20 protein-coding genes are annotated in these 24,228 nt (G+C 46.2%); 12 read left to right on the forward strand and 8 right to left on the reverse strand.

Annotated features, from left to right (window positions below):
* Window positions 1-8: 8 nt before the first annotated feature.
* Entirely contained in the window at window positions 9-689 is a 681-nt protein-coding gene (bioD, locus tag AK963_RS04430) for a dethiobiotin synthase (RefSeq protein ID WP_066014269.1), read from the forward strand.
* A 337-nt stretch (window positions 690-1,026) separates the two neighbouring features.
* A complete protein-coding gene (locus tag AK963_RS04435; RefSeq protein WP_066014270.1) occupies window positions 1,027-2,817 on the forward strand; it encodes an acyl-CoA dehydrogenase C-terminal domain-containing protein in 1,791 nt (596 codons plus the stop codon).
* A 111-nt stretch (window positions 2,818-2,928) separates the two neighbouring features.
* Here the strand turns inward: AK963_RS04435 and AK963_RS04440 are convergent, their stop codons facing one another.
* On the reverse strand, window positions 2,929-3,186 hold the full coding sequence (locus AK963_RS04440; protein WP_066014271.1) for a hypothetical protein: 258 nt from the start codon (window positions 3,184-3,186) through the stop codon (window positions 2,929-2,931).
* Window positions 3,187-3,705: 519 nt separating this feature from the next.
* On the opposite strand from AK963_RS04440, the gene AK963_RS04445 reads away from it, so the two are divergent.
* The 4 genes from AK963_RS04445 (at window position 3,706) to AK963_RS04460 (ending at window position 9,615) form a co-directional block, all read left to right on the forward strand.
* Window positions 3,706-4,674: a DUF3943 domain-containing protein gene (locus tag AK963_RS04445; protein ID WP_066014272.1), complete on the forward strand. Its 969-nt coding sequence runs from the start codon at window positions 3,706-3,708 to the stop codon at window positions 4,672-4,674.
* Between the two features lie 341 nt (window positions 4,675-5,015).
* Window positions 5,016-6,794 (forward strand): acyl-CoA dehydrogenase C-terminal domain-containing protein, encoded by a 1,779-nt coding sequence (locus AK963_RS04450; protein WP_066014273.1) that lies wholly within the window; start codon window positions 5,016-5,018, stop codon window positions 6,792-6,794.
* 172 nt (window positions 6,795-6,966) lie between these two features.
* A complete protein-coding gene (locus tag AK963_RS04455) occupies window positions 6,967-8,118 on the forward strand; it encodes a ricin-type beta-trefoil lectin domain protein (protein WP_139117242.1) in 1,152 nt (383 codons plus the stop codon).
* Window positions 8,119-8,706: 588 nt separating this feature from the next.
* A complete protein-coding gene (locus tag AK963_RS04460) occupies window positions 8,707-9,615 on the forward strand; it encodes a phosphatase PAP2 family protein (protein ID WP_066014275.1) in 909 nt (302 codons plus the stop codon).
* Window positions 9,616-9,693: 78 nt separating this feature from the next.
* Here the strand turns inward: AK963_RS04460 and AK963_RS04465 are convergent, their stop codons facing one another.
* Together AK963_RS04465 and AK963_RS04470 are read right to left on the reverse strand one after the other, a co-directional pair.
* On the reverse strand, window positions 9,694-10,743 hold the full coding sequence (locus AK963_RS04465; RefSeq protein WP_066014276.1) for an OmpA family protein: 1,050 nt from the start codon (window positions 10,741-10,743) through the stop codon (window positions 9,694-9,696).
* Between the two features lie 216 nt (window positions 10,744-10,959).
* The gene (locus AK963_RS04470) at window positions 10,960-12,300 is read right to left on the reverse strand and encodes a hypothetical protein (RefSeq protein WP_066014277.1); all 1,341 of its coding nucleotides are present in this window, start codon (window positions 12,298-12,300) and stop codon (window positions 10,960-10,962) included.
* Window positions 12,301-12,684: 384 nt separating this feature from the next.
* Between AK963_RS04470 and AK963_RS04475 the strand changes: the two genes are divergently transcribed.
* Window positions 12,685-13,731 carry a hypothetical protein gene (locus AK963_RS04475; RefSeq protein WP_066014278.1) on the forward strand — a complete coding sequence of 349 codons (1,047 nt, stop codon included), beginning with the start codon at window positions 12,685-12,687 and terminating at the stop codon, window positions 13,729-13,731.
* Window positions 13,732-13,841: 110 nt separating this feature from the next.
* On the opposite strand, the gene AK963_RS04480 is transcribed toward AK963_RS04475, so the two are convergent.
* The 4 genes from AK963_RS04480 to AK963_RS04495 all read right to left on the reverse strand — a co-directional run bounded on the left by AK963_RS04480 (window position 13,842) and on the right by AK963_RS04495 (window position 17,924).
* The gene (locus AK963_RS04480) at window positions 13,842-14,300 is read right to left on the reverse strand and encodes a hypothetical protein (RefSeq protein WP_066014279.1); all 459 of its coding nucleotides are present in this window, start codon (window positions 14,298-14,300) and stop codon (window positions 13,842-13,844) included.
* Between the two features lie 260 nt (window positions 14,301-14,560).
* On the reverse strand, window positions 14,561-16,300 hold the full coding sequence (gene tfpB, locus AK963_RS04485) for a type IV pilus assembly ATPase TfpB (RefSeq protein ID WP_066014288.1): 1,740 nt from the start codon (window positions 16,298-16,300) through the stop codon (window positions 14,561-14,563).
* 192 nt (window positions 16,301-16,492) lie between these two features.
* On the reverse strand, window positions 16,493-17,038 hold the full coding sequence (locus AK963_RS04490; protein ID WP_083232457.1) for an RBBP9/YdeN family alpha/beta hydrolase: 546 nt from the start codon (window positions 17,036-17,038) through the stop codon (window positions 16,493-16,495).
* Window positions 17,039-17,309: 271 nt separating this feature from the next.
* Entirely contained in the window at window positions 17,310-17,924 is a 615-nt protein-coding gene (locus AK963_RS04495) for a CYTH domain-containing protein (RefSeq protein WP_066014280.1), read from the reverse strand.
* Between the two features lie 171 nt (window positions 17,925-18,095).
* Here AK963_RS04495 and AK963_RS04500 point away from each other — a divergent pair, with 171 nt between their 5' ends.
* The 5 genes from AK963_RS04500 (at window position 18,096) to AK963_RS04520 (ending at window position 23,603) form a co-directional block, all read left to right on the forward strand.
* Window positions 18,096-18,776, forward strand: a complete 681-nt coding sequence (locus AK963_RS04500) for a TIGR00153 family protein (RefSeq protein WP_066014281.1) — start codon at window positions 18,096-18,098, stop codon at window positions 18,774-18,776.
* A gap of 19 nt (window positions 18,777-18,795) precedes the next feature.
* Window positions 18,796-20,067 carry an inorganic phosphate transporter gene (locus tag AK963_RS04505; protein ID WP_066014282.1) on the forward strand — a complete coding sequence of 424 codons (1,272 nt, stop codon included), beginning with the start codon at window positions 18,796-18,798 and terminating at the stop codon, window positions 20,065-20,067.
* 98 nt (window positions 20,068-20,165) lie between these two features.
* Window positions 20,166-21,320, forward strand: coding sequence for an acetylornithine deacetylase (argE, locus tag AK963_RS04510; RefSeq protein ID WP_066014283.1), 1,155 nt, complete (start codon window positions 20,166-20,168; stop codon window positions 21,318-21,320).
* A gap of 82 nt (window positions 21,321-21,402) precedes the next feature.
* A complete protein-coding gene (gene argA, locus AK963_RS04515; RefSeq protein WP_066014284.1) occupies window positions 21,403-22,767 on the forward strand; it encodes an amino-acid N-acetyltransferase in 1,365 nt (454 codons plus the stop codon).
* A 224-nt stretch (window positions 22,768-22,991) separates the two neighbouring features.
* Entirely contained in the window at window positions 22,992-23,603 is a 612-nt protein-coding gene (locus AK963_RS04520; RefSeq protein WP_066014285.1) for a hypothetical protein, read from the forward strand.
* Between the two features lie 386 nt (window positions 23,604-23,989).
* On the opposite strand, the gene AK963_RS36825 is transcribed toward AK963_RS04520, so the two are convergent.
* Window positions 23,990-24,091: a DUF2057 family protein gene (locus AK963_RS36825; RefSeq protein WP_420795594.1), complete on the reverse strand. Its 102-nt coding sequence runs from the start codon at window positions 24,089-24,091 to the stop codon at window positions 23,990-23,992.
* Window positions 24,092-24,228 lie beyond the last annotated feature (137 nt).

Below are 24,228 nucleotides of genomic sequence, written 5' to 3' on the forward strand. Positions count from 1 at the left end.
AGTAGTTAATGGGGAAAACTTATTTTGTTACCGGCACAGATACCGATGCCGGGAAAACGGTCGTTACCTGCGGGCTACTTGAGGCGGCTCGATTAAAAGGATTAACGACTCTGGCCTTAAAACCGGTTTCTGCGGGATGTCACCAAACGGAAAGCGGCCTGAAAAATGAGGATGCATTGGCCTTGATGGAGGCGATGACGCTTTCTCTACCTTACGAACAGGTAAACCCTCTGGCTCTGGAGCCTCCCATTGCACCTCATATTGCCGCAGCTGAAGTTGGAGTTAGTATGACTCTGGATCGACTGGTGGGTTACTGTCGTGGTGCCTTGATGCGTAAAAATGATCTGGCCCTGATCGAAGGTGCTGGTGGCTGGCGGGTACCCCTGAACTCACGGGAGATGCTCACCGGGCTGGCAAAAGAGCTGAATACCCCTGCCATTCTGGTGGTTGGCATGAAGCTGGGCTGTATCAGCCATGCGTTGCTGACTGTTGAAGCCATTCTCCGTGATGGTGTCAGGTTGGCAGGCTGGGTGGCAAATCAGATGGATCCTGATATGAGTCGTTATGATGAAAACTTAGCGACTCTGAAAAATATGATCCCGGCGCCATGTCTTGGAGTGGTGCCATTTCTTTCTGATACCAGCTCCGGCCGGGTTGCGGAGTATCTGGATATTTCAACACTGGTTTGACGGATCAGACGGTTGGTCAACCAATCTTAAGAAGAGAATGGCGACAGGCTTTCCTCTGTCCTGTCGCTGCCTGCCCCTCCGACAGCGACGTCCACTATTCCTTCAGCCAATAATTTTCATGGCGTTTACAGACTACAATCTTTGTTCTTCTTTTAGGCTCATATCATTCACCGGTTGATTTAATAACCTTTCCACTCGTCTATCAAATATTCACCTGCAATAACTTTTGTCGACATGTATTGACATTAATCCTGTCTAAACGTAAGTTTCAAACAACTGTTTGAAATAGTGCTATACTTATTTACATCCATAAGTAAAAGAATATCGAGGATGCGTCATGCCAGAATATAAAGCCCCCCTGCGAGATATCCGGTTTGTCCGTAATGAAGTCCTGGGCTACGAAGAACATTACGCGAACCTCCCTGAAGGCCAGGATGCTACTCCGGATATGGTGGATGCGATCCTGGAGGAAGGCGCCAAATTCTGTGAGCAGGTACTTTCACCGCTAAACCGTGTCGGTGATGAGGAAGGTTGTACCTGGACTGAAGAAGGCGTGAAAACCCCAACCGGATTCAAAGAAGCCTACCAGCAGTTTGTCGAAGGCGGCTGGCCCTCACTGGCCAGTGATGCTGAACATGGTGGCCAGGGACTTCCTGCTTCGCTGGGCCTGGTTCTCAGTGAAATGATGGGGGAATCCAACTGGTCCTGGGGGATGTATCCCGGGCTGAGTCATGGCGCAATGAATACTCTGGAGGCTCATGGTACGGATGAGCAGAAAGAAACGTATCTTACCCGCCTGATTTCCGGTGAGTGGACAGGTACCATGTGTCTGACCGAATCTCACTGTGGTACTGATCTGGGTATGCTGAAAACCAAGGCGGTACCTCAGGAAGACGGCACTTATCGTATTACCGGCACCAAAATCTTTATCTCTGCCGGGGAGCACGATATGGCAGAGAATATTGTTCATATCGTTCTTGCACGTCTTCCAGGAGCTCCTGAAGGCACCAAAGGTATCTCCCTGTTTATTGTTCCCCGCCGTCGCCCGGATGCTCCAGGAGAAGCCAATGGTGTCAGCTGTGGTTCCATCGAGCACAAGATGGGTATTCATGGTAACGCCACCTGTGTGATGAACTTTGACGATGCAACCGGTTATTTGATTGGTGAGCCGAATAAAGGTTTGAACTGCATGTTCACTTTTATGAACTCTGCGCGTCTGGGCACAGGTATTCAGGGGCTCGCCCATGCAGAAGTGGCTTATCAAGGCGCTGTCCGATATGCCCGTGACCGACTGCAGATGCGCTCACTCTCCGGTCCGAAGAATCCTGATGGCCCTGCCGACCCGATCATTGTTCACCCTGATGTTCGCCGCATGCTGTTGACCATCAAGGCACTGGCGGAAGGTAACCGGGCACTGGTTTACTACACGGCACAAATTGCGGACTTAATGAACAGCCCTGATGAAGAAGTCAGGAAACAAGCGGATCTGGAATTGAGTTTCCTGACTCCTATTGTTAAGGCGTTCATGACTGAGACAGGCTTTGAAGCAGCTAACCATGGTGTGCAATGTTACGGTGGCCATGGCTTTATCAGTGAGTGGGGTATGGAGCAGAATGTTCGTGACTGCCGTATCTCCATGCTTTATGAGGGAACCACTGGTATTCAGGCTCTGGATCTGTTGGGGCGTAAAGTTCTGATGACTCAGGGTGCCACCATGAAGCCTTTCACCAAGGTGGTTCATAAGTTCTGTCAGGCACAGGCAGACAATGAAGCGCTTCAGGAGTTTATCAAGCCATTGACTGCACTGAATAAGGAATGGGGCGATCTGACCATGCAGATCGGAATGAAGGCCATGCAGAACAAAGAAGAGGTTGGAGCTGCTTCTGTTGATTACCTCATGTACTCCGGCTATGCCTGTCTTGCTTACTTCTGGGCCCGGATGGCACTGACTGCAAAAGAAGCTCTGGCCAATGGTACCACTGAAGAAGGGTTCTATAGGGCTAAGATCCAGACTGCGCAGTTCTACTTCCAGCGTCTGTTACCAAGAGCCCAGATGCACAAGGCCTGCATCGAGTCTGGTGCAGACAACCTTCTGGCTATGAAAGAAGAAGACTTTGGCGACGTTTAATTAGCTTGTCTGGCAGACTGAAAGCTAATTTTTAGGCTACCTGTTGGTAGCCTTTTTTATTGGTGGTTTATTGCTTTATGCCCCGCTTTTTCAGCCTCAGTCCAAGAAGGGTCACTGCATTTCATCAAGAATCATAAAACTCAGGAAGGTCGTAGGTAACGCAATAATCATAATAACGGGAAGTGCTGGATTAAATAGCATGAGGGTACTTGCCACTAGCCAGATCGTTCTTACCCAGTTGCGTTTGATACGCTCTTTTCTTGATAAGGTTCGAGCGCGAGGTTTAACCAGAAAACTTGTCAGCTGGTTAATCAGGGTTGATAAAAAAATCTGCAGGATTGCCACTATCAGGGCTAGAAGATATCGCATAAGACGCCTGGCTATCTGGTCAACAATATCGGAACAGCAGGACAGCTTATACCAGTTGCACTTTCTCACTTCCAATTTCGCTGAAGGCCTGAAGCGTATTCCTGCGTTGAAGCTCCTCGCCATAGCTATGGCTATGCCTCGTCACTTCGCCTTGTCTTACACTCCAGTCCATCATGCTCATAACGGGTTTACAAAGTTTAATTGGTATTATCTTCCTGGACTGAGCAATCGAATCAACACGATTTGATCCGATAAACGATCAAACAATAAAGAAGACATCAAAATTAAGTTAGCTTACTTCATCGGCAATTGGCACTTTTTTATGATGGATGTTGATGGAGATTACAGCAGAAAATGGTTTTTTCTCCCTTTCTCACTATTTTGGTGCGTGTGGGTTCAGTTATTAAGAAGCATTATGTGCTTTGCCAGCTATGAGAATATGGTCTATACAAATGGGTTTGTTTTCTAAGACCTTGGAGCTGAATTCAGCAAATAACGCTGTGTTGATGTCGCATCATTATGAAGAAGAATACCCAAACGATAAAAAGCCTGTTGATTCTTCTTGTCATCTTTTTTTTGTTCTCGGGGTTTCTGGAGCCTGTTTTTTCTAATGACTTCAAAAGGGAGCTTGATCTCTCGGTTCCATTGTCTGCTGCAGATGATCAAATACCAGCCTCTAAGGCAGAACTATACAGTCGTCGTCAGCCACAAAATGATCTTGCCAACTATCCTCAATCATTTGAGCAGCACGCTCCATTGCCGTCCGACGACTGGCGCTGGTCTTTGAAAGATAAAGACAAAGGCTGGGATATCACGCTGTTTGATAAGTATCCGGAAGAGAATCAAGCTAAGCTTTGGTACCAAACAAAAGTAACGTTCGGATTGGCGTTGGGTGTTCTGGGGGTGATCGCTCTGTTGCCAGAAAGTGTTTCCAAATGGGATAAGTCAGAAATCAGACCCATCAAAAAGTGGTGGAGCAATGTAAAATCAGGACCTGTATGGGACACCGATGAATGGTACGTCAATTATATCGGGCACCCTTATTTTGGTGGCGTGTACTATGTAATGGCTCGTTCATCAGGGTATAACCAGTGGAACTCGTTTGTTTACTCTTTTTTGATGTCCACATTTCTGTATGAATATGGCATTGAGGCGATGTGTGAGCCGCCTTCTATTCAGGATATCATCGTCACGCCTGTTGGTGGCTGGCTATATGGAGAATGGGCTTATCAGAAAAAACTGAACATTCTGGATAATGACAGTGAAGTGATGGGCTCCAGGACTTTGGGTTCTACCGCTCTGTTTCTGCTCGACCCGGTTGGAAAAATCAGTCAGTGGATCGGAGGTGACAGTGACGAAGGAGCAATACAAAACTTGTCGATTCGCTTAAGTATTATGCCTCCAGCTTTCAGCTTTTCCTCTTATCGGAAAAAGTCACTCGACCTTGATGACCGCTACTTCGGCATTGAAGTTTTCTTTAATTTCTAAATACGACAATTAAACACAAAGAACCACAGTCTTTTGCTGAAAAACAGGCACTCTTCGGGTAAAATAGCACCACGGAACTCAACAGCCTGTTTGATTAAAAGCTGTTCTGGTGTAGTTGCGATAAATGGGGCTGAATCTCCCGCTTCTTCGTCAAGTAGCCCTGCTATTTTCTTCAGAAGCAGACATTTTTATCACCGTTTCTCAACACTATCATGAACACTCAAATCTGACAGGTTGCCAGTAAAACAGCTATGAGCCACTTTGGGTCTTTCTGCGTATAACTCAGTAGGATAATGGCTGTATTCCTATAGTAAGAAGAATAATTCCAGGAGTGGAGAGTAATGGCCGAGTACAAAGCCCCCCTTCGTGATATGCGCTTCGTAATGTATGACGTATTCAACGTGGCAGAGCAGTGGTCTCAGTGGCCTGCGGTCAGTGAAACGGTTGATCAGGAAACTGCAGATGCGATTCTGGAAGAAGCCGCCAAACTGGCATCTCGTACTATTGCACCGCTGAATCGCTCGGGAGACGAGGAAGGGTGTAAGTGGGATAGCGGCCAGGTTACTACTCCAGAAGGTTATAAAGAGGCCTATAAGTTGTTTGCTGAAGGTGGATGGACCGGGCTTGGTGGTAACCCCGTTTATGGCGGTATGGGGATGCCCAAGGTGCTGGCTGCCCAGTTTGATGAAATGGTCTGTAGTGCCAGTCTGGCATTCACCCTCTATCCCAGTCTGGGGGCCGGTGCCAGTCTGGCTATCGATGCTCACGCTTCCGATGCGCTTAAAGAATCATACCTGCCCCAAATGTATTCCGGCGAGTGGGCTGGCACCATGTGCCTGACCGAACCTCATGCTGGCAGTGATCTTGGGATCATTCGTACCAAGGCGGAAGATAATGGAGATGGCAGCTATGCTATCACCGGTACCAAAATCTTTATTACCGGTGGGGAGCACGATCTTACCGAGAATATTATCCACCTTGTGTTAGCTAAGCTCCCCGATGCGCCTCCCGGGCCAAAAGGTATCTCTCTGTTTCTTGTGCCTAAGTTCCTGGTGAATGAGGATGGGTCTCTGGGGGAAAGGAACACTCTGGCCTGTGGTTCGATTGAGCATAAGATGGGCATCAACGCCTCAGCAACCTGTGTCATGAATTTTGATGGGGCTAAGGGGTATCTGGTTGGTGAGTTGAATAAAGGCTTGAATGCCATGTTCACCATGATGAACTACGAGCGTCTGTTTGTTGGGATCCAGGGGCTAGGCAGTAGTGAGATGTCGTACCAGAATGCCTTGGAATATGCTCAGGATCGTACCCAGGGACGCTCAGCCAGTGGCTCTGTTCAAAAAGATAAAGCGGCGGATCCTCTCATGGTTCATGGGGATATCCGGCGGATGTTACTGAATATGAAAGCCTTGAATGAAGGTGGTCGGGCTTTCTCCACTTATGTGGCCAAGCAACTGGATACTGCCAAGTTCAGTCAGGATGAGCATGAAAAAGAAAAGGCTTCAGCCTTGGTGGCATTATTAACCCCTGTGGTTAAAGCATTTTTGACCGATGCTGGTCTGGAAAGCTGTGTTGCAGGTCAACAGGTGTTTGGTGGCCATGGCTTTATTCGAGAGTGGGGGCAGGAGCAGCTGGTTCGGGATGTTCGTATCACTCAGATCTACGAGGGAACTAACGGCATTCAGGCACTGGATTTACTTGGACGTAAAATAGCCCTGAGCGGCGGTGCCTACCTTGAAACATTCCTGTGTGAAGTTCGGGCTTCAGTTGATTCAAATGATGAATTTGCTGAAGAACTATTGACTGCTGTTGATAAGCTTGAGGAACTTACTCGCAACCTTCTGTCGCAATCCAAAAATGACCCTAACGTCATTAATACAGCCTGTGTCGATTACTTGAATGCTTTTGCTTATGTTGCCTATGGTTGGATGTGGTCATTAATGTCTAAAACGGCAGCAAACAAGCTTGCGGAAGGTGGTGACGATCAATCCTGGCTGGAAGCCAAGCAGGTGACTGCTCGTTATTATTTCAAGCGTTTAATGCCTCGCTTTGAAAGTTCAGCTGCAGCTGCCCTTTCGGGAACTGAGGAACTATTTACCTTATCTCCTGATCAATTCTAATAGAAAGCAGCAATCGTTCTTGCCAAAAACCTCGCTTTGCGGGGTTTTTTTGTTTTTTGGGGCTTAATTTTTCAGGATCATGGCCAATAAAAATAGATAAATCCTGGTTCTCCGTTGAATGAGTGTTTACTGGTTCGCGGAATCTTTACTGAAATAAATTTCGGGTATACACATGATTCTCAATTCAGCCTATCGACCTTTATACCAGGTATGTTTCTATCTATTGATCATGATCTCCGGAAATCACGCCTATGGGATTGATGATGTTAAACCTCAGATACATGCCAATAACTTTCTTTTAAAACAGAAAGATACAGGCCAGTGTTTCGTGGTGAAGGAAGAGCTGGAAGGCTGCAGCTCTGAAGAAAATAGGCTGATAGATGGCTGTGTTAACAGCAATAGGGTTATGCTCGAGGAGTGTAACGAACAAAATTCTGAGCAGAGGTGGATGTTCGACTTTCAAAATAAACGAATTCACTCATTGGAAAGAAGGGCAGATCTGTGTTTGACCCGGTTGTCGAAAAGCTTATCTATGGATATTTGTCAGCCAGCAAGTTTGAAGCAGTTGTGGTTTTTTAATCAACAGGATCATTTTTTCAGTCGAGTGGATTTTCTTGATACTCTTGCATTTGTAAAACTATTGCAAAGTAATACTGATGCTCCTTCACCTGTCACTTTTAGCTTTATTGGCTCTGAAACTGGAGATGATCAATGCTATCTGAGCCCTTTTACAGGTAGGGTGGAGTGTTCAGAATTTGAAGTTGATGAAGAGACTCTGCAACAACAGGAAGTTGAATTCTGGAGCTGGTCAGGTCATTGGCCATGGCAGTCAAAGCAAATAAAACTGACAGAAGACCTGCAGCTTGGTGATTTCAGAAGCAATCATTGTCTTGCGGTAACGCAATGTCATGTGGATAGTGTTGGGCAGTACGACTGTTTTGGTGGAGCAAAGGTTCAGGTAAGTGCCTGTAGCTCGGTAAGTCACCAGACCTGGCGCTATGACCTTGTTTCCAAAAAACTGTTTAATAAACAAGCAGGGGAGCAGTTTTGCTTAAGCTGGTTATCGGGAAAATTAACACTGGAGCATTGTTTGCCCGGTAGTGCCGTTTCCCAGAGATGGTATTTTGCTCAGGGAAAGGGTAGCAAGTATGCAGAGAGAGGCCAGCTGCGCTGGTTTGCCAATTCAAGGGAGCATTATAATTATGTTAAAGCTCTTGATTTTGAGCCTATAGTCAAATTTGAAATATTAAAGAAAGATAGTCAGGGAGAAGGCTGTGGCTATCACCCCATAGATGGTCTTTGGAAAGGCTTATGTGCTAATTAGGCTATTTGATAAATGAAGTGATTCATAATTACTAATCATAATTTGGTTATCGGTTTTCTTTTGCTTTATAGGTAAATATCCCTCTTGAATTATTAGAATAAAAGCATTGTTTGTTGTTTTCTGTGACTCGGAAGAAATTCACTGCTACCTTTCCATACGTCAGAAGTTTTATATAGAAAACCAGTAGATAATAACTTTCAAGCAATACTCTTTTGCCTTGTCGTTATATGTAGTGGTAGGAACATTTACAATAATGTTGATGTTGAAAATATGATTGTCCATGCTCCTTTATTGTTTGTTTTGGTAATGCTTTAAGTAAGCAAATGGTAATGTTTGTTAATTGGCTAGTCGATTTCAAAACTTCATTAGGTGGATTCAAGCTAGAGCCTTTTTCAAAGGCAATATCCTGATATTTAACTATCGAACAATTGAGTATGATCAGGAGATTGTTATAGAAATAATTTGTAAGTTTATGGTTTTATTTTAAATAAAAGAAGATTCATGGAGCAACTTCAGGCCGTTTTTGTTATTGACTGATATGAGTGCTCTGTTTTTAAGCTGCAAACCAAAATAAGAAAGGAGCTGTTTGTGACTGATTTACTCCAGTGGGGGTTGGATTTTGTTGCCTTGATACAACAATACCGAAATCCAGTAGCTGATACATTCATGCAGCACACCACGGATCTGGGGGGGAAGTATTATATTTATTTCCTCCCGTTTCTACTCTGGTGTTTGAATTTTCATTTTATGGTTCGTGTTTGCACCCTGTTTTTATTGTCATTTTTTATCAATGTCAGTTTCAAGGACTTATTCGCTTTACCAAGGCCATTTGATGTTGATCCAGCTATTACACCTGATAGGGAGTGGGGTTATGGTATGCCAAGTGGTCACTCTCAAAACTCAGCACTATTATGGATTATGCTGGCTATCAGCGTCGCTAAACGATGGTTCTGGGCTGTGGCCCTATCAATTGCTTTACTGATAGGGTTTTCAAGAGTCTACTTTGGTCTCCACTTTCCGGGAGATATTCTCGGAGGTTGGCTTCTGGCAGCATTACTGCTATGGGCGAACTATGTGTGGGGAGACAGGGTTACGCAATGGTTGAAGAAGCAAACTTTTTGGTTTCTGGCTGGAGGTTTGTGGTTGTTCTTGGGGGGGCTTTATCTTCTTTATTGGATGTTAGATATGCCAATCATGACGGGGCTTGTTGCTATAAGCCTTGGGTTTGGCATGGGGTATATGATTACGTCCCAATTCCTGCATTACAGTGGCTCTGGAAATATCTGGCAGCGCTTATTACGTAGTGCGGTTGGACTGATTGTTCTGGTTTTTTATCTAAAGGCTAGCAGAAGTTTTTTTCCAGAGGTTCAGAATGGAGAATATTATCTGGTCATGTTTATCGTGAATTCAATAGTAGGATTATGGCTGACATTAGGGGCTCCCATTATTTTTTCTCTTCTTTCTCTTGGAGGAAGGCAAAGCAAATCGGAAAGTTAACGATTGTCAGCTAACCAGCAGACTGGTTATCAAGTAGATAACATTGATCAGCCTGCTGGTGTTTTCAGTGAGCTAATATTACTGGATGACTTCAGCTATTACCCGACGGTTCTGTTGCCTTCCTTCTGATGTAATATTGCTAGCAACCGGATCAATTTCACCGAATCCAATAGATTCAATTCGGTGGCCATCAATCTGGTATTTCTCGATTAATAACTGGCGAACGGAGTCAGCTCTTTTTGTTGAGAGAATCTGGTTATACTCTTCACGTCCTCTACTATCGGTGTGACCTTCAATACGAATCTTCACATCTGGGTGGCGGCTCATGAAATCTCCCATCTTACTGATCATCGCCATAGCGCCAGAACTAATACTATCTGAGTCAAAACCGAAGGTGACCAGAAGGTTAATCTCTTCCATCGGGACACAACCTGTCTGATCAATAACTGCTCCGGGTATCGTTCCTGGACACAGGTCGACGGTATCCATAACTCCATCCTGATCGCTATCTACAGAGGCTGCTGATTCTTTGGCTGCTAAAGGCTCACGAGTCACTGGAGTGACGTCAGCCGGTTGTGGTTCTGGCTGTGAAGCACGGCCAAATGTCCAGTTGAGTGAGACAGTAAACATACTCTCGGTCTGGTTGTAATCCAGACTTCTTACTGCCCTGACATCACCCTGTAGCGACAGGTTAGATGTTAGTATTTTTCTGACGCCCACCCCTAAATTCATGCGGGTATCATCCCGCTTTTCGCCAGCATCCGGTTTCTCCTGAAGCTCGTCAATGCCGGAAACCAGGTAAGGGGTCAACTCATTATTTAATGGGGTTAAATCATAAAAAGCATCCAGTCGATAGCTTTTTAAATCAACATCTCCACTATTTTTATGATCAGTTGTGTACTGAGAGTAGACGCCAGCAATACTAAAACGGTCGTTAAATCGATAGCCTGCACCTATTTCCTGGGCAAAAGAGTTATCGAGTTCCCGGTAGCTGTCCAGTGCGTTATAACTTGCACCAATCGATAATATAATGCCTTTATCAACAACTTCCTGGGCAATGGCTGAATGACTGATAAAGCCAGCTACTGTCATGGCAATAGCTGATTGTGCGAAGCGGCGCACGTTCATGAGTTGCTCCCTGATTAATTTTGGAATGATCCGCCCGGAAAGGTTATAGGCCGAGGTACTGCAGAGGATAAGGTATTATTGGTGTGGACTAAAATACTAATGTGCTTTTAAAGTTCACTTAAGGTGGCTATCTACTCAGGCTAAATGTCATAAAGGCTTTATCAAAAATATATAAAATCGAATTTATACACAGCGCAATGTGCAAGAGAGCAACCGCTAATGGTGCCCTCCTGCTGCACCGGCAGCTCTCCTGCCGCCACGAGCCTTTGGAGCTTTAGGAGCCTTTGGAGGTAGTGTCGGAACTATGACCTCGTTAAAGAGATGCCCTATGGTAAGACCACTATTGTCAATTTTTTCATTAAGCACGCTTGGTAGTATTTCCCGGAAGAAGTCTCCCCGACTGAAGTCGCTGTGGATCATACCGGTTACAGGGTCTTGCCAGGTGCCGGTCATGGCATCTTTCCAGGGGCCTGCGTAAATACCACAGCTGATCTGTGGCACAAGCATGACATCATAGCCTTCAGCTCTGGCAGAAATAAACAGAGTAATTAATGTTTGTCTGACACATTCCTTGAAAAAAGCATAGTCAGTCAGTGCCCGTGCATTGAGCGTATTGGCCATGGAGCCTTCGCCAGTTTTGTCATTTGCATTTGCACATGTGTTAGGGCCAGCCACAATAATGTATCCAACTTTTCGGCCGGACTGGTCAATCGGAATATTGGACAGCGGCCAGGCATCCTTATACCCAGCAGGGTTATTGAGAGTTGTGTAGTCTCGTCCCTGTATCGTTATTTTACCTGTCTGCCCATATGTAAAGCCCCACTGCCCTTGAACTGTATTTTCAAATAAATCTCGCTGGTCTGCAGAGTTCCCCGCTCCACACTCATTGATCAGCCACTCTGAAAATAAGGCTTCTTCCTGACCCTTGGCTTTCCTGTTCACTTGTGCTGAATTAAATTGGTAGTAGGCGTTTTGCAGACCCCCGCCCGGTTTCCCAGAATTTCCAGCAATGCCTAGAGCAATCAGAGCCTCTGGATTATTCAGTAGATAATCTCTTGCGAGCCCAGCAGCCCCCTCAGGATGAGAGATAATTATTGGTCTTGCTGGATCATGAACTGGGCGGCAGGGCTGCACATGTTGCAGAATTTGACGATCTCCACCGCTGGTCAGGTCATAATGTTTGAGTGTGTGACCATGGTAATCCGTCAACGTATTGATAAATGGGGCTATAGGCGGAATTGGTTTTGGTAGTGGCTGCGGCGCAGCAGAAACAGTACGCTGTGCAAGAGGTTTAGGAGCAAAAATAGTTTGGTAAAGCGGAATGCCCCAGAAAACCAGCCCGACAGCTCCCAGTATTCCTGTGGCAACAAAGGCGCTTGCCATGTAGGCAGCCACTGCAGCTGCGGCAGCAAGAATACCCAAGCCAACCATAATGACTTTGCAGGTTCGGGTTCTATACCAGGGAACTTTGGCTGTGACTCCATCTCCATCCTGCTTTACAGCACTTTGGAGATAGGCTCCATGTGTTTGAGGAGCTTGCATGACTGGTGGTGTCATCGTGCCTGTCCTTGCAGCGTTTTCATTGGATGTGGGTATCTAAAACTTCGAGCTATCTTCTTGAAGGGCCATACTTTAATAATTTGACGAATCTGGTTGGAAATAGTTCCCTGCCTAGGGCTGGGTATCAGCTTTGTGCTTATGAAAGGCTTATTAAAAAGGTCTTTTTGTTATAAAAAGTTCGTTTATTACCACTAAATTTCGCCAATTTCTGATAACGTGTTGATATTTGTTGGAGGGTGATGTGTACGGACTTTTCATGGGAGTGTTCAAACATGAGGTCATTCCCCCAGTAAAATCAAATACAGAGTAAAGTGAAAAGGCCGGTGTAATCTGTTAATGAGCTATTCTTAATGCAGGTTCGAACGTCGCAAGGAGACAGGGATGTCAGGCGAAATGGGAAGTGTAGGAAAATCAGTGTCTTTGGACTGGTCAGCAGATCGCCCTGACTCCACTCCAGAGGCTGACAATGTAGCAGAAAAAAATGCTTTTGGTACCAGAGAGACTAAGGAAGAAACTCAAAATAATGGCAATTTTCTGCCAAGCTCAGATTCGAGTGGTGGAAAAACTCTGCTTCAGCGTACTTCCAGCTCTGCCAATCCGGTATCTTATGTCAACCAACGCAGTAACTCAGCAGATTCTGGGGGTGGTGGCCTGGGAGCTGAGGATCCTTCTGTTCAAGCATTTGTAGAAAAAATCAATGATGCGTCGAACATGAAGGAGTTGGAAGAACTTTACACAGAGTTGCGGGAAGATATGTCAAACATTCTCTCCGCTGACGATGTTCAGCGCTATGAGGGTGAGCTTGAACGCTTAGCCGCTCCAACGTTATCCAGTGATATTTCACGAGCACAAAGCTCACAGGATCTGATTGATCTGAATGATAAAAACGATTCGCTTAATGAGATTTTAGGTCAAGATTCTGATCGCTTAAAAGATCAGCTAGAACTAAAACATTTTGATGTCATGATGCTTGAACTCAGTAACGAAGAAGGGGTGTCACCAGGTAAGCTTGATAAGTTCTTTGAAAACTTCGCAGTTATTGAGGATCGGTTGGAGCAAGATCAAAGGCAGAGTCTAAAGACGGCCATTTGTGATGAAATGAGAAAGCAAGATCCTGGTGTTGGAGAATCCCCAGAAAAGGCTCTTGAACTCAGAGCCAGCACTGAGCGTAGTCATTCTGTTGAAGAGCTTGAAAACCTGATGGAGCAACTTCAGGATGATCGAGCAGAATACTCTGATGAACTTGCTCTAATGCTCAAGGACTCAATATATGAGAAGTTAGTAGACATCGTACAAGTAGAGATGGATCGTTTTGAAACTTTAACGCCTGAAGAAATTACTGACCTGAGAGATAACATAAACATAATTCCAAATGTTGAATCCAGAAATGTTGCAATGCACCGTTTCGAGCAACTGCAAAACCGATAACACGGCAGGTAAAAATCCATTGCGATAAATTGATTTTGGCTTTGAAATTGACAGAGAGTTTTTTGTCAATAACTACCTGTCGATACTTAATGAAAAAATGATGCCTGTAATTACTTCTGAAGGTTTCGTATCAGCAAACTGACACCTTCAGTCAACTCCCCGATGGCATGGGGAGCATAAGCAATTTCCAGCCACCGTTCTTTTTGTTCCTTGGAAGAAGGATAAAGCACCCAGCAAAGCTGCTCCTGCCATGAGCAGTCGGATTCAAGCTCATAGTGAATGCCGTATACCGGTAAACTTCGGTTACCTATCTGCATACCGTATTGGCCCTGCTCACTGCGGGTAGCAACGATGGTGCCTTCCTGATTGGCATGAATTTGATAGACCAGCCTGGGGTTCTCATTCTTTTCGCTTTGTCTATAGACTGCGTGGGCCTTTAGCAGGCTGTTGACATAGTTCTGCAGCGCCTGCTTGCGGCCCTGGCTGGGCGTGTTTGCCGTGATCTGCCGGGCAAATGAATCAGACTCCTCTGTGACGATAATTTTCAGGCCTTCCTTATTGGAGTACATAGCTGTCGTCGATGACTGTTTGCTGCTCGCGTTAAGAAAAGCAGGAAAGATTAAAAACAGTAAAAGAAAAGAGTGTCTCTTCATGTATTTAAAGGCCCCGAGTTAATGATTTGTTATTGTTTTCCCTGAAAGCCATTTCCTGAGAGTAACCAAGGAGTCTGATGGGCTCAAGGCTGTACTGAAAATCCTATCTTTTTCGTCAAATCAAATAGCCCCTAAGTCCAACAGGCTCCATAAGCGTTGCATTTATCAGTCAGTGATCACTCGGGAGTGACCCGCATCACTTCTGCTATGGTCGTAATTCCAGCGGCAACCTTTTGTGCTCCTGATAGCCTCAGGCTGTACATGCCTTCCTTGATGCATTGCCGGCTGAGTAGTGTAATGTCAGGGCTTTCGTTAACCAGAGCTTTGACTTGCGGGCTCATGGTTAAAATCTCATAAAGGCCGGCACGCCCACGATAACCGGTTTCACGGCAATCGAGGCAGCCAACAGGCTGATAGACTTCAGATGGCGCAGAGGCTGACCAGGGTTTTGTTAAGGCTTTCCAGCCGCTGCTGTCCAGCGGTGCTTTTGCTTTGCAATTTGGGCAAAGGGTTCTGACAAGCCGTTGTGCCATCACACCAAGCACGGTGTTTTTAATGAGATAAGGGGGAACACCAAGCTCCAGCAAACGTGTTAAGGCAGAAGGGGCATCATTGGTATGTAGCGTAGAAATGACCAAATGACCGGTCAGGGCGGCCTGAATTGCCATCTCGGCTGTTTCAAGGTCTCGAATCTCACCCACCATAATAATGTCAGGATCCTGCCTTAACAGTGCCCGAAGCCCTGAAGCAAAGGTCAGGTCTATGTTGTGTTGTACCTGCATCTGATTGAATGCAGGCTCCACCATTTCAATAGGGTCTTCGACAGTGCAGACATTCACCTGATCCGTGGCCAGCTGCTTCAGCGTTGAATAGAGTGTGGTGGTTTTACCAGAGCCGGTGGGGCCTGTAACCAGAATGATACCGTTGGGTTGGCCTGACATCTCCTTCCAGCGCCTTTCATCTTCTCTGGAAAAGCCTAGATCGCTGAAGGTTTTTACCAGCACTTCCGGGTCAAAAATCCGCATGACCAGCTTTTCACCAAACGCAGTCGGTAATGTGGACAAACGTAACTCAACCTCATAGCCATCGGCGTTACGAGTTTTCAACCGACCGTCTTGCGGCTTTCGCTTTTCGGCAACATTCATACGGCCAAGAATTTTAATTCGGCTGGTCATGGCTGCTGCGACTTTGGTCGGCATCTGATAAATCGAGTGGAGTACGCCATCAATACGAAATCTGAGGTTACACTGTTCACGACGGGGCTCAATGTGGATATCACTGGCTCTTTGCTCAAAAGCGTATTGGAGCAGCCAATCAACAATGTTCACGATATGCTGATCATTAGCATCTGGAGCCTTCATGTTGCCAAGCTCCAGCATTTGCTCAAAACTGTTGAGCGATGTCGCAGTGACGCCAGCATCCGAGCTGGCCCCCATTACTGACTGGGCCAGGCGATAAAACTCGACGGTATAACGCCGGATATCGGTTGGGTTGGCAACAACCCGCTTGATCTCCCGGCGATTAACATGGCGCAGGTTGTCTTCCCAGGTGCGATGCCATGGCTGGGCAGAGGCTACCACAATCTCGGTGTTGTTCACCTCTACAGCAAGGATCTGGTGTCGCATGGCAAAGGCATGGGACATGATTGGTGTAATGGCCGTAGCATCAATCTTAAGAGGATCAATGTGGAAGTACTCCTGACCAGCCAGTTCGGCGAGCCACTGACACAGGTACTCAATATCCAGTTTTTTACCCGGACGACCAGGGTCATCCAGCTCCAGATGAGCAAGGTATTCCAGAGGGTGCAAGCGGACTTGTTCAGGTGTGCGTGTGCGACTGAGAATATCATCAGCTGTTGCCCGATCTATATGCATGCTTCTGACCAGATCAGACACAACCATTGCCAGATCCAGCATTTGTTCCCTGTGTTGCAGGCCATTTGCTTTCACATTGCTCACTTGAAATACCGTTTGAAGCTGCAGGGGTGGAATTTCTTTATATTCTCTCTTTTTTTTCGGCGTGGGGACAAATGGATTTATGTCTACCTGCAAATAGTGCTGCCACCAAGTCATGAATGATGACGAATTTGAAGACTGATCAATAATCTATTAATGCTGCTTTTTTTCCAGCAGAGCTGTCACCAGTTCGGGAAAGTCGTCAATATCCGTCTGAAGAAAGTGCCCGCGATCCGTGAACTCAAAGTATTCTGTATTGAGTTTAGAGTGGATGTACTGAGCCTCCTCTATAGGGATCCATGGGTCATCAACAGAAGAAAATTGAACGATCCAGCGCTGGTTTTCTGAGATCTTTTGCCAGTTCCAGGGGCGATCAAACCAGCCGCCAGCTTTTTCATCCTTTAGATTCAGGTGAGTATGGTACGGGCTGACCAGAACTCTGCCTGTTATTGGATACTGCTCAGCATATCGTAAAGCGGCAATGGCTCCGGATGAGTGTCCAATCAAAACGCTATTCTGATCAGCACCAAGGGTATCCCGAATATGGGGGATCCATATATGTTCATGGGCGATGTCATTGTCTGGCAGGGTTTCTCTTATGGTATTGAAGCCTTTTTCCTGAAGCCGTTCTTCTGCTGAAATATACCAGTTCATATCGGCAGTACCGCCACCGTTGCCGTGAATAAAGATCACTTTCACAATTATCACCCACTGATTGGGAAAACTTATCTCAAGTCAGTAAAGCAACATAGCCCATTGGCAGGAATATGGCTGGAGTATCAAATTTACTCATTCAAGCATTCTATGTCAGGAATGAGTACATAGAATGCGTAGAGGTGATGGGCTTTGGGGCAGGCTATTTAAATATTCCTGAGTAAATCTGCATGACAATTATCAGCACTAAGTGTTTTTCTCCCCGGTCGGTAATATTCCATATGACTCAATGATTGTACTGCTCAGTGCTGGGAGGCTACTTGGTAGTTATCAGTTTGAAACCTTTTTCAGCCTTGCTCTGGTCAGACGGGCTGAGCTCAAAGAAGTGCTGCAGTGCAGATGCGATTTCTATCAATGCAGATTCATCCCCTTCAATCAGCTCAAGCTCCAGCTCACAAATAGGGCTTGAAGCATTTCCTGACTTTACAGACCCCTGATCAAGTGCGGCCTCAACCCTGGCACAGGGGCTTTGCCAGGCCAGTAACCAGCGAGTACGGTAGAAGTCGGTAGTAAATAGAGGTTTGAGCTGTTCTACGGATATATCGCTGAGTTCAGGAGGCCAGACAGGAGACAGAACCTGTCCGTTCAGTTCATTGCTATTCAGTGACCATTCCCATTCGCCACGGCGGGTCAGGCCATTAACGCTCTCCCCCTTTGTTTTCAGAGTCTGGATAAATTGTCCATTTACTTCACGAATCCGCAGGGCAACTTTGGCCTTATTGAGCCTCAGGTCTGGCGTATCAAAGTAGGTATTTCCCAGGTGAAGCGTTTCTGATGGCTGTACCGCATGTTCCTGCCAGAAGGGGTGACTTTTCAGTTGTTCAATCTGATCTGCAGGCACAGAGAGCTTTAGCTCGGTTTCCTGGCTCATTTTCTTATCCACAATAATGATGGCTAAATTCTATATGACTGAGAAATTATATAAAAATCAGAGAGTCATGAGTGAACGGTTCTATGTGCTCTATTCGCCAGATTATGAGCATGTGTGCAAGAAGTGAAAGTGCCTTCTATAATCAGGCGTTCAACCGGATGGATTTGAAAAATGCCTACCAGCAACATACTGGCGAGCGTTTTTGGCCGCTCACCAATAGGACCTATTCAAAAGCATATCACCACTGTTCATGAATGTGCGTCACAGCTGGAGCCATTCTTTCAGGCAGTGTTTGCGGAAGAGTGGGAGACTGCTTATGACATTCAGCAGAAAATCATCAAATTTGAGCACGAAGCGGATGCAATCAAGCGAAGTATCCGCCTGTCCCTTCCTAAAAGCCTTTTTCTTCCAGTTCCCCGTACCGATCTGCTGCAGATAGTAACCGTTCAGGATAAGGTTGCTAACCGAGCCAAGGATATTGCAGGCCTCGTGGTAGGGCGCAAGATGGTTATTCCTGAATCGATGCACGAAGCATTTATTACCTATGTACGCCGTTCTATTGCAACATCTGCACAGGCATTGAAAGCTATTCATGAGCTGGATGAGCTTCTGGAAACGGGTTTTCAGGGGCGGGAAGTGGATCTGGTGGAAAAAATGGTTGAAGAGCTGGACAACATTGAGAGTGAGACGGACAAGGATCAGGTGAAAATACGCCGTATGCTGTTTGATCTTGAGCAAACGCTGCCACCGGTTGAAGTCATGTTTCTGTACAAAATTATCGACTGGGTGGGTGATCTTGCGGATCGGGCTTCCCGTGTTGGTAGTCACCTCCAGTTGTTGCTGGCCCGTTAACTGAACCGGATGCAGACTGATGAGTATTATCGCTGAATATGGCACAGTCCTCCTGATTCTGGCCTGCCTGTTTGGGTTTTTTATGGCCTGGGGGGTTGGGGCCAACGATGTTGCCAATGCCATGGGGACTTCGGTTGGGTCCGGTGCCCTGACGGTAAAACAGGCTATTTTTATCGCTATCCTGCTGGAGTTTACCGGAGCCTATCTGGCTGGGGGATCGGTTACTGAGACTATACGCAAGGGAATTATTGATCCCTCCATGCCCCTTCTGGTTGAGAACCCCAATCTGCTCGTATATGGCATGCTGGCCTCGCTGCTGGCCGCTGGAACCTGGTTACTGGTAGCTACTCATTACGGCTGGCCAGTGTCCACTACTCACTCAATTGTCGGGGCTATTGTTGGTTTTGCAGCTGTTGGTATCTCTGCTGATGCCGTCAGCTGGGGAAAAGTTGCAACCATTGTTGCCAGTTGGGTTGTTTCCCCCCTGATGTCGGGACTGTTCGCCTTCCTGATTTTTGTCAGTGTGCAGAAGCTGATTCTGGATACCGAGAATCCCTTCAGAAACGCCAAGCGCTATATGCCCCTTTATATGTTTCTGGTTGGCTTCATGATGTCGATGGTGACGCTGATTAAAGGTCTGAAGCACATTGGCTTACCGTTGGATTATACAGAAAGCATTGTGCTCTCACTCATTATCGGTTTGGTCATTATGTTTATTGGCCAGATGGCGCTTTCAAAAATAAAAGAAGATGTTCAGGCGGATAAATCATTTCATTTCTCCAGTGTGGAGAAGGTCTTTGGTGTAATGATGATTTTTACTGCCTGTTCCATGGCCTTTGCCCACGGCTCTAACGATGTGGCCAATGCGGTGGGGCCATTGGCAGCTGTGGTCAGTGTGGTTCACAGCGGTGGTGAAATTGTAGGTAAGTCTTCCGTTCCTGCCTGGGTTCTGCTGCTGGGGGCTGTAGGTATTGTTGTAGGGCTGGCAACCTGGGGCTATAAGGTTATGGCTACGATAGGCTCTCATATCACAGAGTTAACTCCCAGCAGAGGGTTTGCTGCAGAGCTTGCTGCAGCCTCTACTGTTGTGATGGCATCAGGCACTGGCTTGCCGATCTCCACTACCCATACGCTGGTTGGTGCGGTTCTTGGCGTTGGACTGGCCAGAGGGATTGGTGCTTTGAATCTCCGTGTTATCAGTACCATCTTCATGTCCTGGCTGATTACTCTGCCAGCAGGAGCGATTCTGGCTATTATTTTCTTCCACTGCCTCAAGTTGATTTTTGGTTAGGTTCACAGGCCAACAAATCCCAGATTTAGTTTCCAAGAAGGCTTGCCCTGTTTATCATCAATAGATACTCCCTTCAGTAGACGGTGATAATCAGGGTTATGAGCAGCCAGCAGCCAACATTTCAGCATGCACTTTCAAGATTGATAGAGATACCTTCTGTCAGCTCAACCCTTCCTGATCTTGATATGAGTAACCTGCCGGTTATCAATGAGCTGGCAGCGTGGCTTGAAGCGATGGGCTTTCAGTGCGAGATCCAACCGCTGCCTCATGCACCTCACAAAGCAAACCTGATTGCAATCCTGGGCAGTGGCCCGGGAGGTTTGGTGCTTGCAGGGCATACTGATACTGTTCCCTATGACGAAAGCCTTTGGAAAAGCTCACCTTTTGCTCTTGAAGAAAGGGATGGCCGATTTTATGGGTTGGGCGTCTGCGATATGAAAGGCTTCTTTGCATTGGTAATGGAAGCAGTCCGAGGCTTTCTAAACACACCACTGAAAGCACCGTTGATCATTCTGGCCACGGCTGATGAGGAGTCCTCAATGAATGGAGCTCGTGCACTGGCTGAACTCGGTCGACCTAAAGCGCGATATGCTGTCGTTGGAGAGCCGACCGGGATGCGACCTATTCATATGCACAAAGGTATTATGATGGAGCGCATTCAGATTCTTGGGCAATCAGGTCATTCCAGTAATCCGGCACTGGGTCGAAATGCCATGGAAACAGCCCATAAGGTGATTACTGATTTGATGCAGTTCCGTATAGAGCTGGCAGAGCGTTATCAGAACCATGGCTTTACCATTCCCATTCCTACCTTGAATCTGGGGTGTATTCATGGTGGTGACAACCCTAACAGGATTTGTGGACAGTGCCAGCTGGACTTTGATATTCGTATGCTTCCGGGTATGGACAGTGAACAACTGCGGCAGCAAATTCGTCAGAGGCTTAAGCCAATTGCTGAAGCGGATCAGGTTGAGATTTCGCTCGAATCGATTACGCCTGCTATTGAAGCTTATGCAGGCCTTGAGAACTCGGAGCTGGTCGCTACCTGTGAGAAACTGACAGGGTATCAGGCAGAAAGTGTTGCATTTGGAACAGAAGCCCCATTCTTTAGCCGATTGGGCATGGATACCGTGGTGTTGGGACCAGGTGACATCGATCAGGCTCATCAGCCAGATGAATACCTCTCACATGATCGAATCAACCCAATGATTGATATTTTGAAATCGTTGATCAGACAGTACTGCTTATCTTGAAGAAAAGCAGTACGCGATGTTCTCTTAGCCTGAGCATATGATTCTCAGGGCTGACTTTAATGGGTAAACAAGTGTGGCTTGCGTGAAAAAAAAGGATAATTCAGCAGACAGCGCAGAAAAGTACGTGAAGTTTTTCCGTCAATCGTCACCCTATATTCATGCCCACAGGGGGAAAACCTTTGTGATCATGCTCAGTGGTGAAACGCTGGCTCACCTAAACCTCGGTAATATCATCAGTGATATTGCCTTGATGAGCAGCCTGGGTGTCCGACTGGTGCTTGTGCACGGTGCTCGCCCTCAGATTGATGAGCGTTTACGCGAGCGAGGCATTAAAACGGTTATTCACCAAGGTGAGCTTGGCAATGGAAGGCTGCATAATGAACGACGGGTCACTGATAGACAGAGCCTTGAGTGTGTCAAAGATGCCGTAGGAAATATGAGAGCCTTGATCGAATCAAGGCTCTCGGTAGGTCTGGTTAACTCTCCAATGCATGGTGCCAGGATTCGAGTGGTCAGTGGTAATTTTGTGACGGCCAAACCCCTGGGGGTGCTTGATGGCATCGATTTTCAGCATACTGGCGAAGTCCGAAAGATAGACAGTCAGGCTATCGATCATCTGCTGGACAGCGGTTATGTGGTGTTACTCTCCTGTCTCGGGCTTTCACCGACCGGAGAGATTTTCAATATTGAAGTCGAGGAAGTGGCTACTCGAACCGCCATTAGTCTGGAAGCTGAAAAATTAATACTCTATGGTGAGCAGCAGGGGATTTTTGATCATCAGGGTAAATTGATCAACCGAATTTCTCCCCATGAAGCCAAGAAAGAACTTGAATCGCAGGCAGGTGAGCCCAGAAGGCTGCTTTCCTCAGCGGTTACGGCTTGCACCGATGGTGTCGAACGGGCTCAGATCATCAGCTATCAGGATGATGGATCACTTCTGATGGAGCTGTTTACCCGAGATGGTGCTGGTACACTCATTTCCAGAGATCACTACGAGGAAGTCCGTGGGGCAACCATTGAGGACGTGGGTGGTATTCTTGAACTGATCCGGCCATTTGAAGAAAAAGGTATACTGCGTCGTCGCTCTCGGAAGGAGCTGGAACGGGAAATTAAGCTGTTCAGTGTTGTTTTACTGGATGGCATGATCATCGGCTGTGCTGCTCTTCACCCATACTATGAAAATGGTATCAGCAGGGCAGAACTTGCGTGTGTTGTCGTTCATCCTGAATATCGCAAGTCACAGCGCGGTGATCGTTTACTTGCGCATATTGAAGCGCTTGCGGAGGAGCAGGGTATTAACGAAATCTACGTCATGACAACCCAGACTACCCATTGGTTTATTGAGCGAGAATTTGCTGAAGTTGCCTATGATGATTTACCGGGAGAGCTTAAAGCAAAATATAACCCCAAAAGGCAGTCAAAGGTTCTTATGAAGTTGATCGACTGAGGCACATTTAATAACCAATCAAATTTTATAAGTCCCTATTTCGCTGATTGCCTGAAGCGTAGACCTGCGTTGAAGCTCCTTGCCATTGCTTCGTCTATGACTCGTCACTTCGCTTTGTCCTGGTATATGGTTTCAATGGGGTTAGAGAATTTGATTGGTATAAAGGTGGCAGGGGGGAATATAACCTATAATAGTACCATGGACCGTTTAAAAGGAGTTATATAGTGCGCATAGGTCAGGCTCTAGGTCAATTATACAGTGCTATCTACCTCTCAGAAACAGTAGCTAAGATGAGAGGTAGGATCCACAGGCTAAAATATCTGGTATCGGATCTCGATTATTCTTTTAATGAATATAAAAATAATAGTTTAAAACAAAAAAATGTAAATAAAGCAGATAAAGTGGAAAATCGTGTTAATAAGACTTCAAAGCATGAAGCCTTCCAAGAAGAAGATTCTACTGTAAAGGCAGGTCGGCCACTTCCTCCAGCGCCCAAAGTTAAAGTGGAAAATCGTGTTGATAAGACTCCAAGGCATAAAGCCTTCCAAGAAGATTCTACTGTAAATACAGGTCGGCCACTTCCTCCAGCGCCCAAAGTTAAAGTGGAAAATCGTGTTGATAAGACTCCAAGGCATAAAGCCTTCCAAGAAGATTCTACTGTAAATACAGGTCGGCCACTTCCTCCAGCGCCCAAAGTTAAAGTGGAAAATCGTGTTGATAAGACTCCAAGGCATAAAGCCTTCCAAGAAGAAGATTCTACTGTAAATATAGGTCGGCCACTTCCTCCAGCGCCTATGGGCAAGGTAAAAAAGCCTCGAAAAATTTCTAAAAATTAAATGATCTGGCTGGCAACGTATGTTGAAATGGCACTAGAACATAAGCAAGTAAAAGCATAGTCGATATGCATATCCCCAGAATGAGGGCTTTTTATTAAGGGCATAATGCCTTCCCTGAGTATTAAGCCATATCTAATGATGTACATCAGTTATCCTCAATCAAAGCGGAAGCTTCATTTTCTCAGGGCGGCAAGACCTGTTTATCACAGAATCAGGATCTGGCCTGATTATACCAATTGCACTTTCTAACCCTCTATTGCGGCAACGGCCTGAAGCGTATTCCTGCGTTGAAGCTCCTCACCATCGCTACGGCTATGACTCGCCACTTTGCCTTTATGCCCTTCCGTCCATCATGCTCATAGCGGGTTTAGAAATTTTAATTGGTATTATTTCCCAATTTTTTTACTTTTTGAAACCCACTTAAGGAATCGTTCACGGGTGGTTTCATCTGCCTGGTTGTACCAGTACTGAAGCATGCTTTCACTCATTGGTTGAGCCGTGTCATCACCGATGTAATAAGTCTTCAAAACACCAGTTTAATTTGACCTCCCGATTAACCCTTTTCTGGCCGATTGTTTTCCTGTTGGTATCAAGCAGGGAGCAGCGCCATGACCAATCGAGAGGA

It is taken from the genome of Endozoicomonas atrinae, assembly GCF_001647025.1.
Classification (GTDB): domain Bacteria; phylum Pseudomonadota; class Gammaproteobacteria; order Pseudomonadales; family Endozoicomonadaceae; genus Endozoicomonas; species Endozoicomonas atrinae.

Coding starts and splice junctions, on each gene's coding strand:
- AK963_RS04450 (WP_066014273.1), top strand. CDS start 5,016: ATGGCCGAGTACAAAGCCCCCCTTCGTGATATGCGCTTCGTAATGTAT.
- AK963_RS04480 (WP_066014279.1), bottom strand. CDS start 14,300: ATGTACTCCAATAAGGAAGGCCTGAAAATTATCGTCACAGAGGAGTCT.
- AK963_RS04495 (WP_066014280.1), bottom strand. CDS start 17,924: ATGAGCCAGGAAACCGAGCTAAAGCTCTCTGTGCCTGCAGATCAGATT.
- AK963_RS04475 (WP_066014278.1), top strand. CDS start 12,685: ATGTCAGGCGAAATGGGAAGTGTAGGAAAATCAGTGTCTTTGGACTGG.
- tfpB (WP_066014288.1), bottom strand. CDS start 16,300: ATGCTGGATCTGGCAATGGTTGTGTCTGATCTGGTCAGAAGCATGCAT.
- AK963_RS04440 (WP_066014271.1), bottom strand. CDS start 3,186: ATGCGATATCTTCTAGCCCTGATAGTGGCAATCCTGCAGATTTTTTTA.
- AK963_RS04505 (WP_066014282.1), top strand. CDS start 18,796: ATGAGTATTATCGCTGAATATGGCACAGTCCTCCTGATTCTGGCCTGC.
- AK963_RS04465 (WP_066014276.1), bottom strand. CDS start 10,743: ATGAACGTGCGCCGCTTCGCACAATCAGCTATTGCCATGACAGTAGCT.
- bioD (WP_066014269.1), top strand. CDS start 9: ATGGGGAAAACTTATTTTGTTACCGGCACAGATACCGATGCCGGGAAA.
- AK963_RS36825 (WP_420795594.1), bottom strand. CDS start 24,091: ATGAGTGAAAGCATGCTTCAGTACTGGTACAACCAGGCAGATGAAACC.
- AK963_RS04455 (WP_139117242.1), top strand. CDS start 6,967: ATGATTCTCAATTCAGCCTATCGACCTTTATACCAGGTATGTTTCTAT.
- AK963_RS04435 (WP_066014270.1), top strand. CDS start 1,027: ATGCCAGAATATAAAGCCCCCCTGCGAGATATCCGGTTTGTCCGTAAT.
- AK963_RS04445 (WP_066014272.1), top strand. CDS start 3,706: ATGAAGAAGAATACCCAAACGATAAAAAGCCTGTTGATTCTTCTTGTC.
- argE (WP_066014283.1), top strand. CDS start 20,166: ATGAGCAGCCAGCAGCCAACATTTCAGCATGCACTTTCAAGATTGATA.
- AK963_RS04500 (WP_066014281.1), top strand. CDS start 18,096: ATGCCTACCAGCAACATACTGGCGAGCGTTTTTGGCCGCTCACCAATA.
- AK963_RS04470 (WP_066014277.1), bottom strand. CDS start 12,300: ATGACACCACCAGTCATGCAAGCTCCTCAAACACATGGAGCCTATCTC.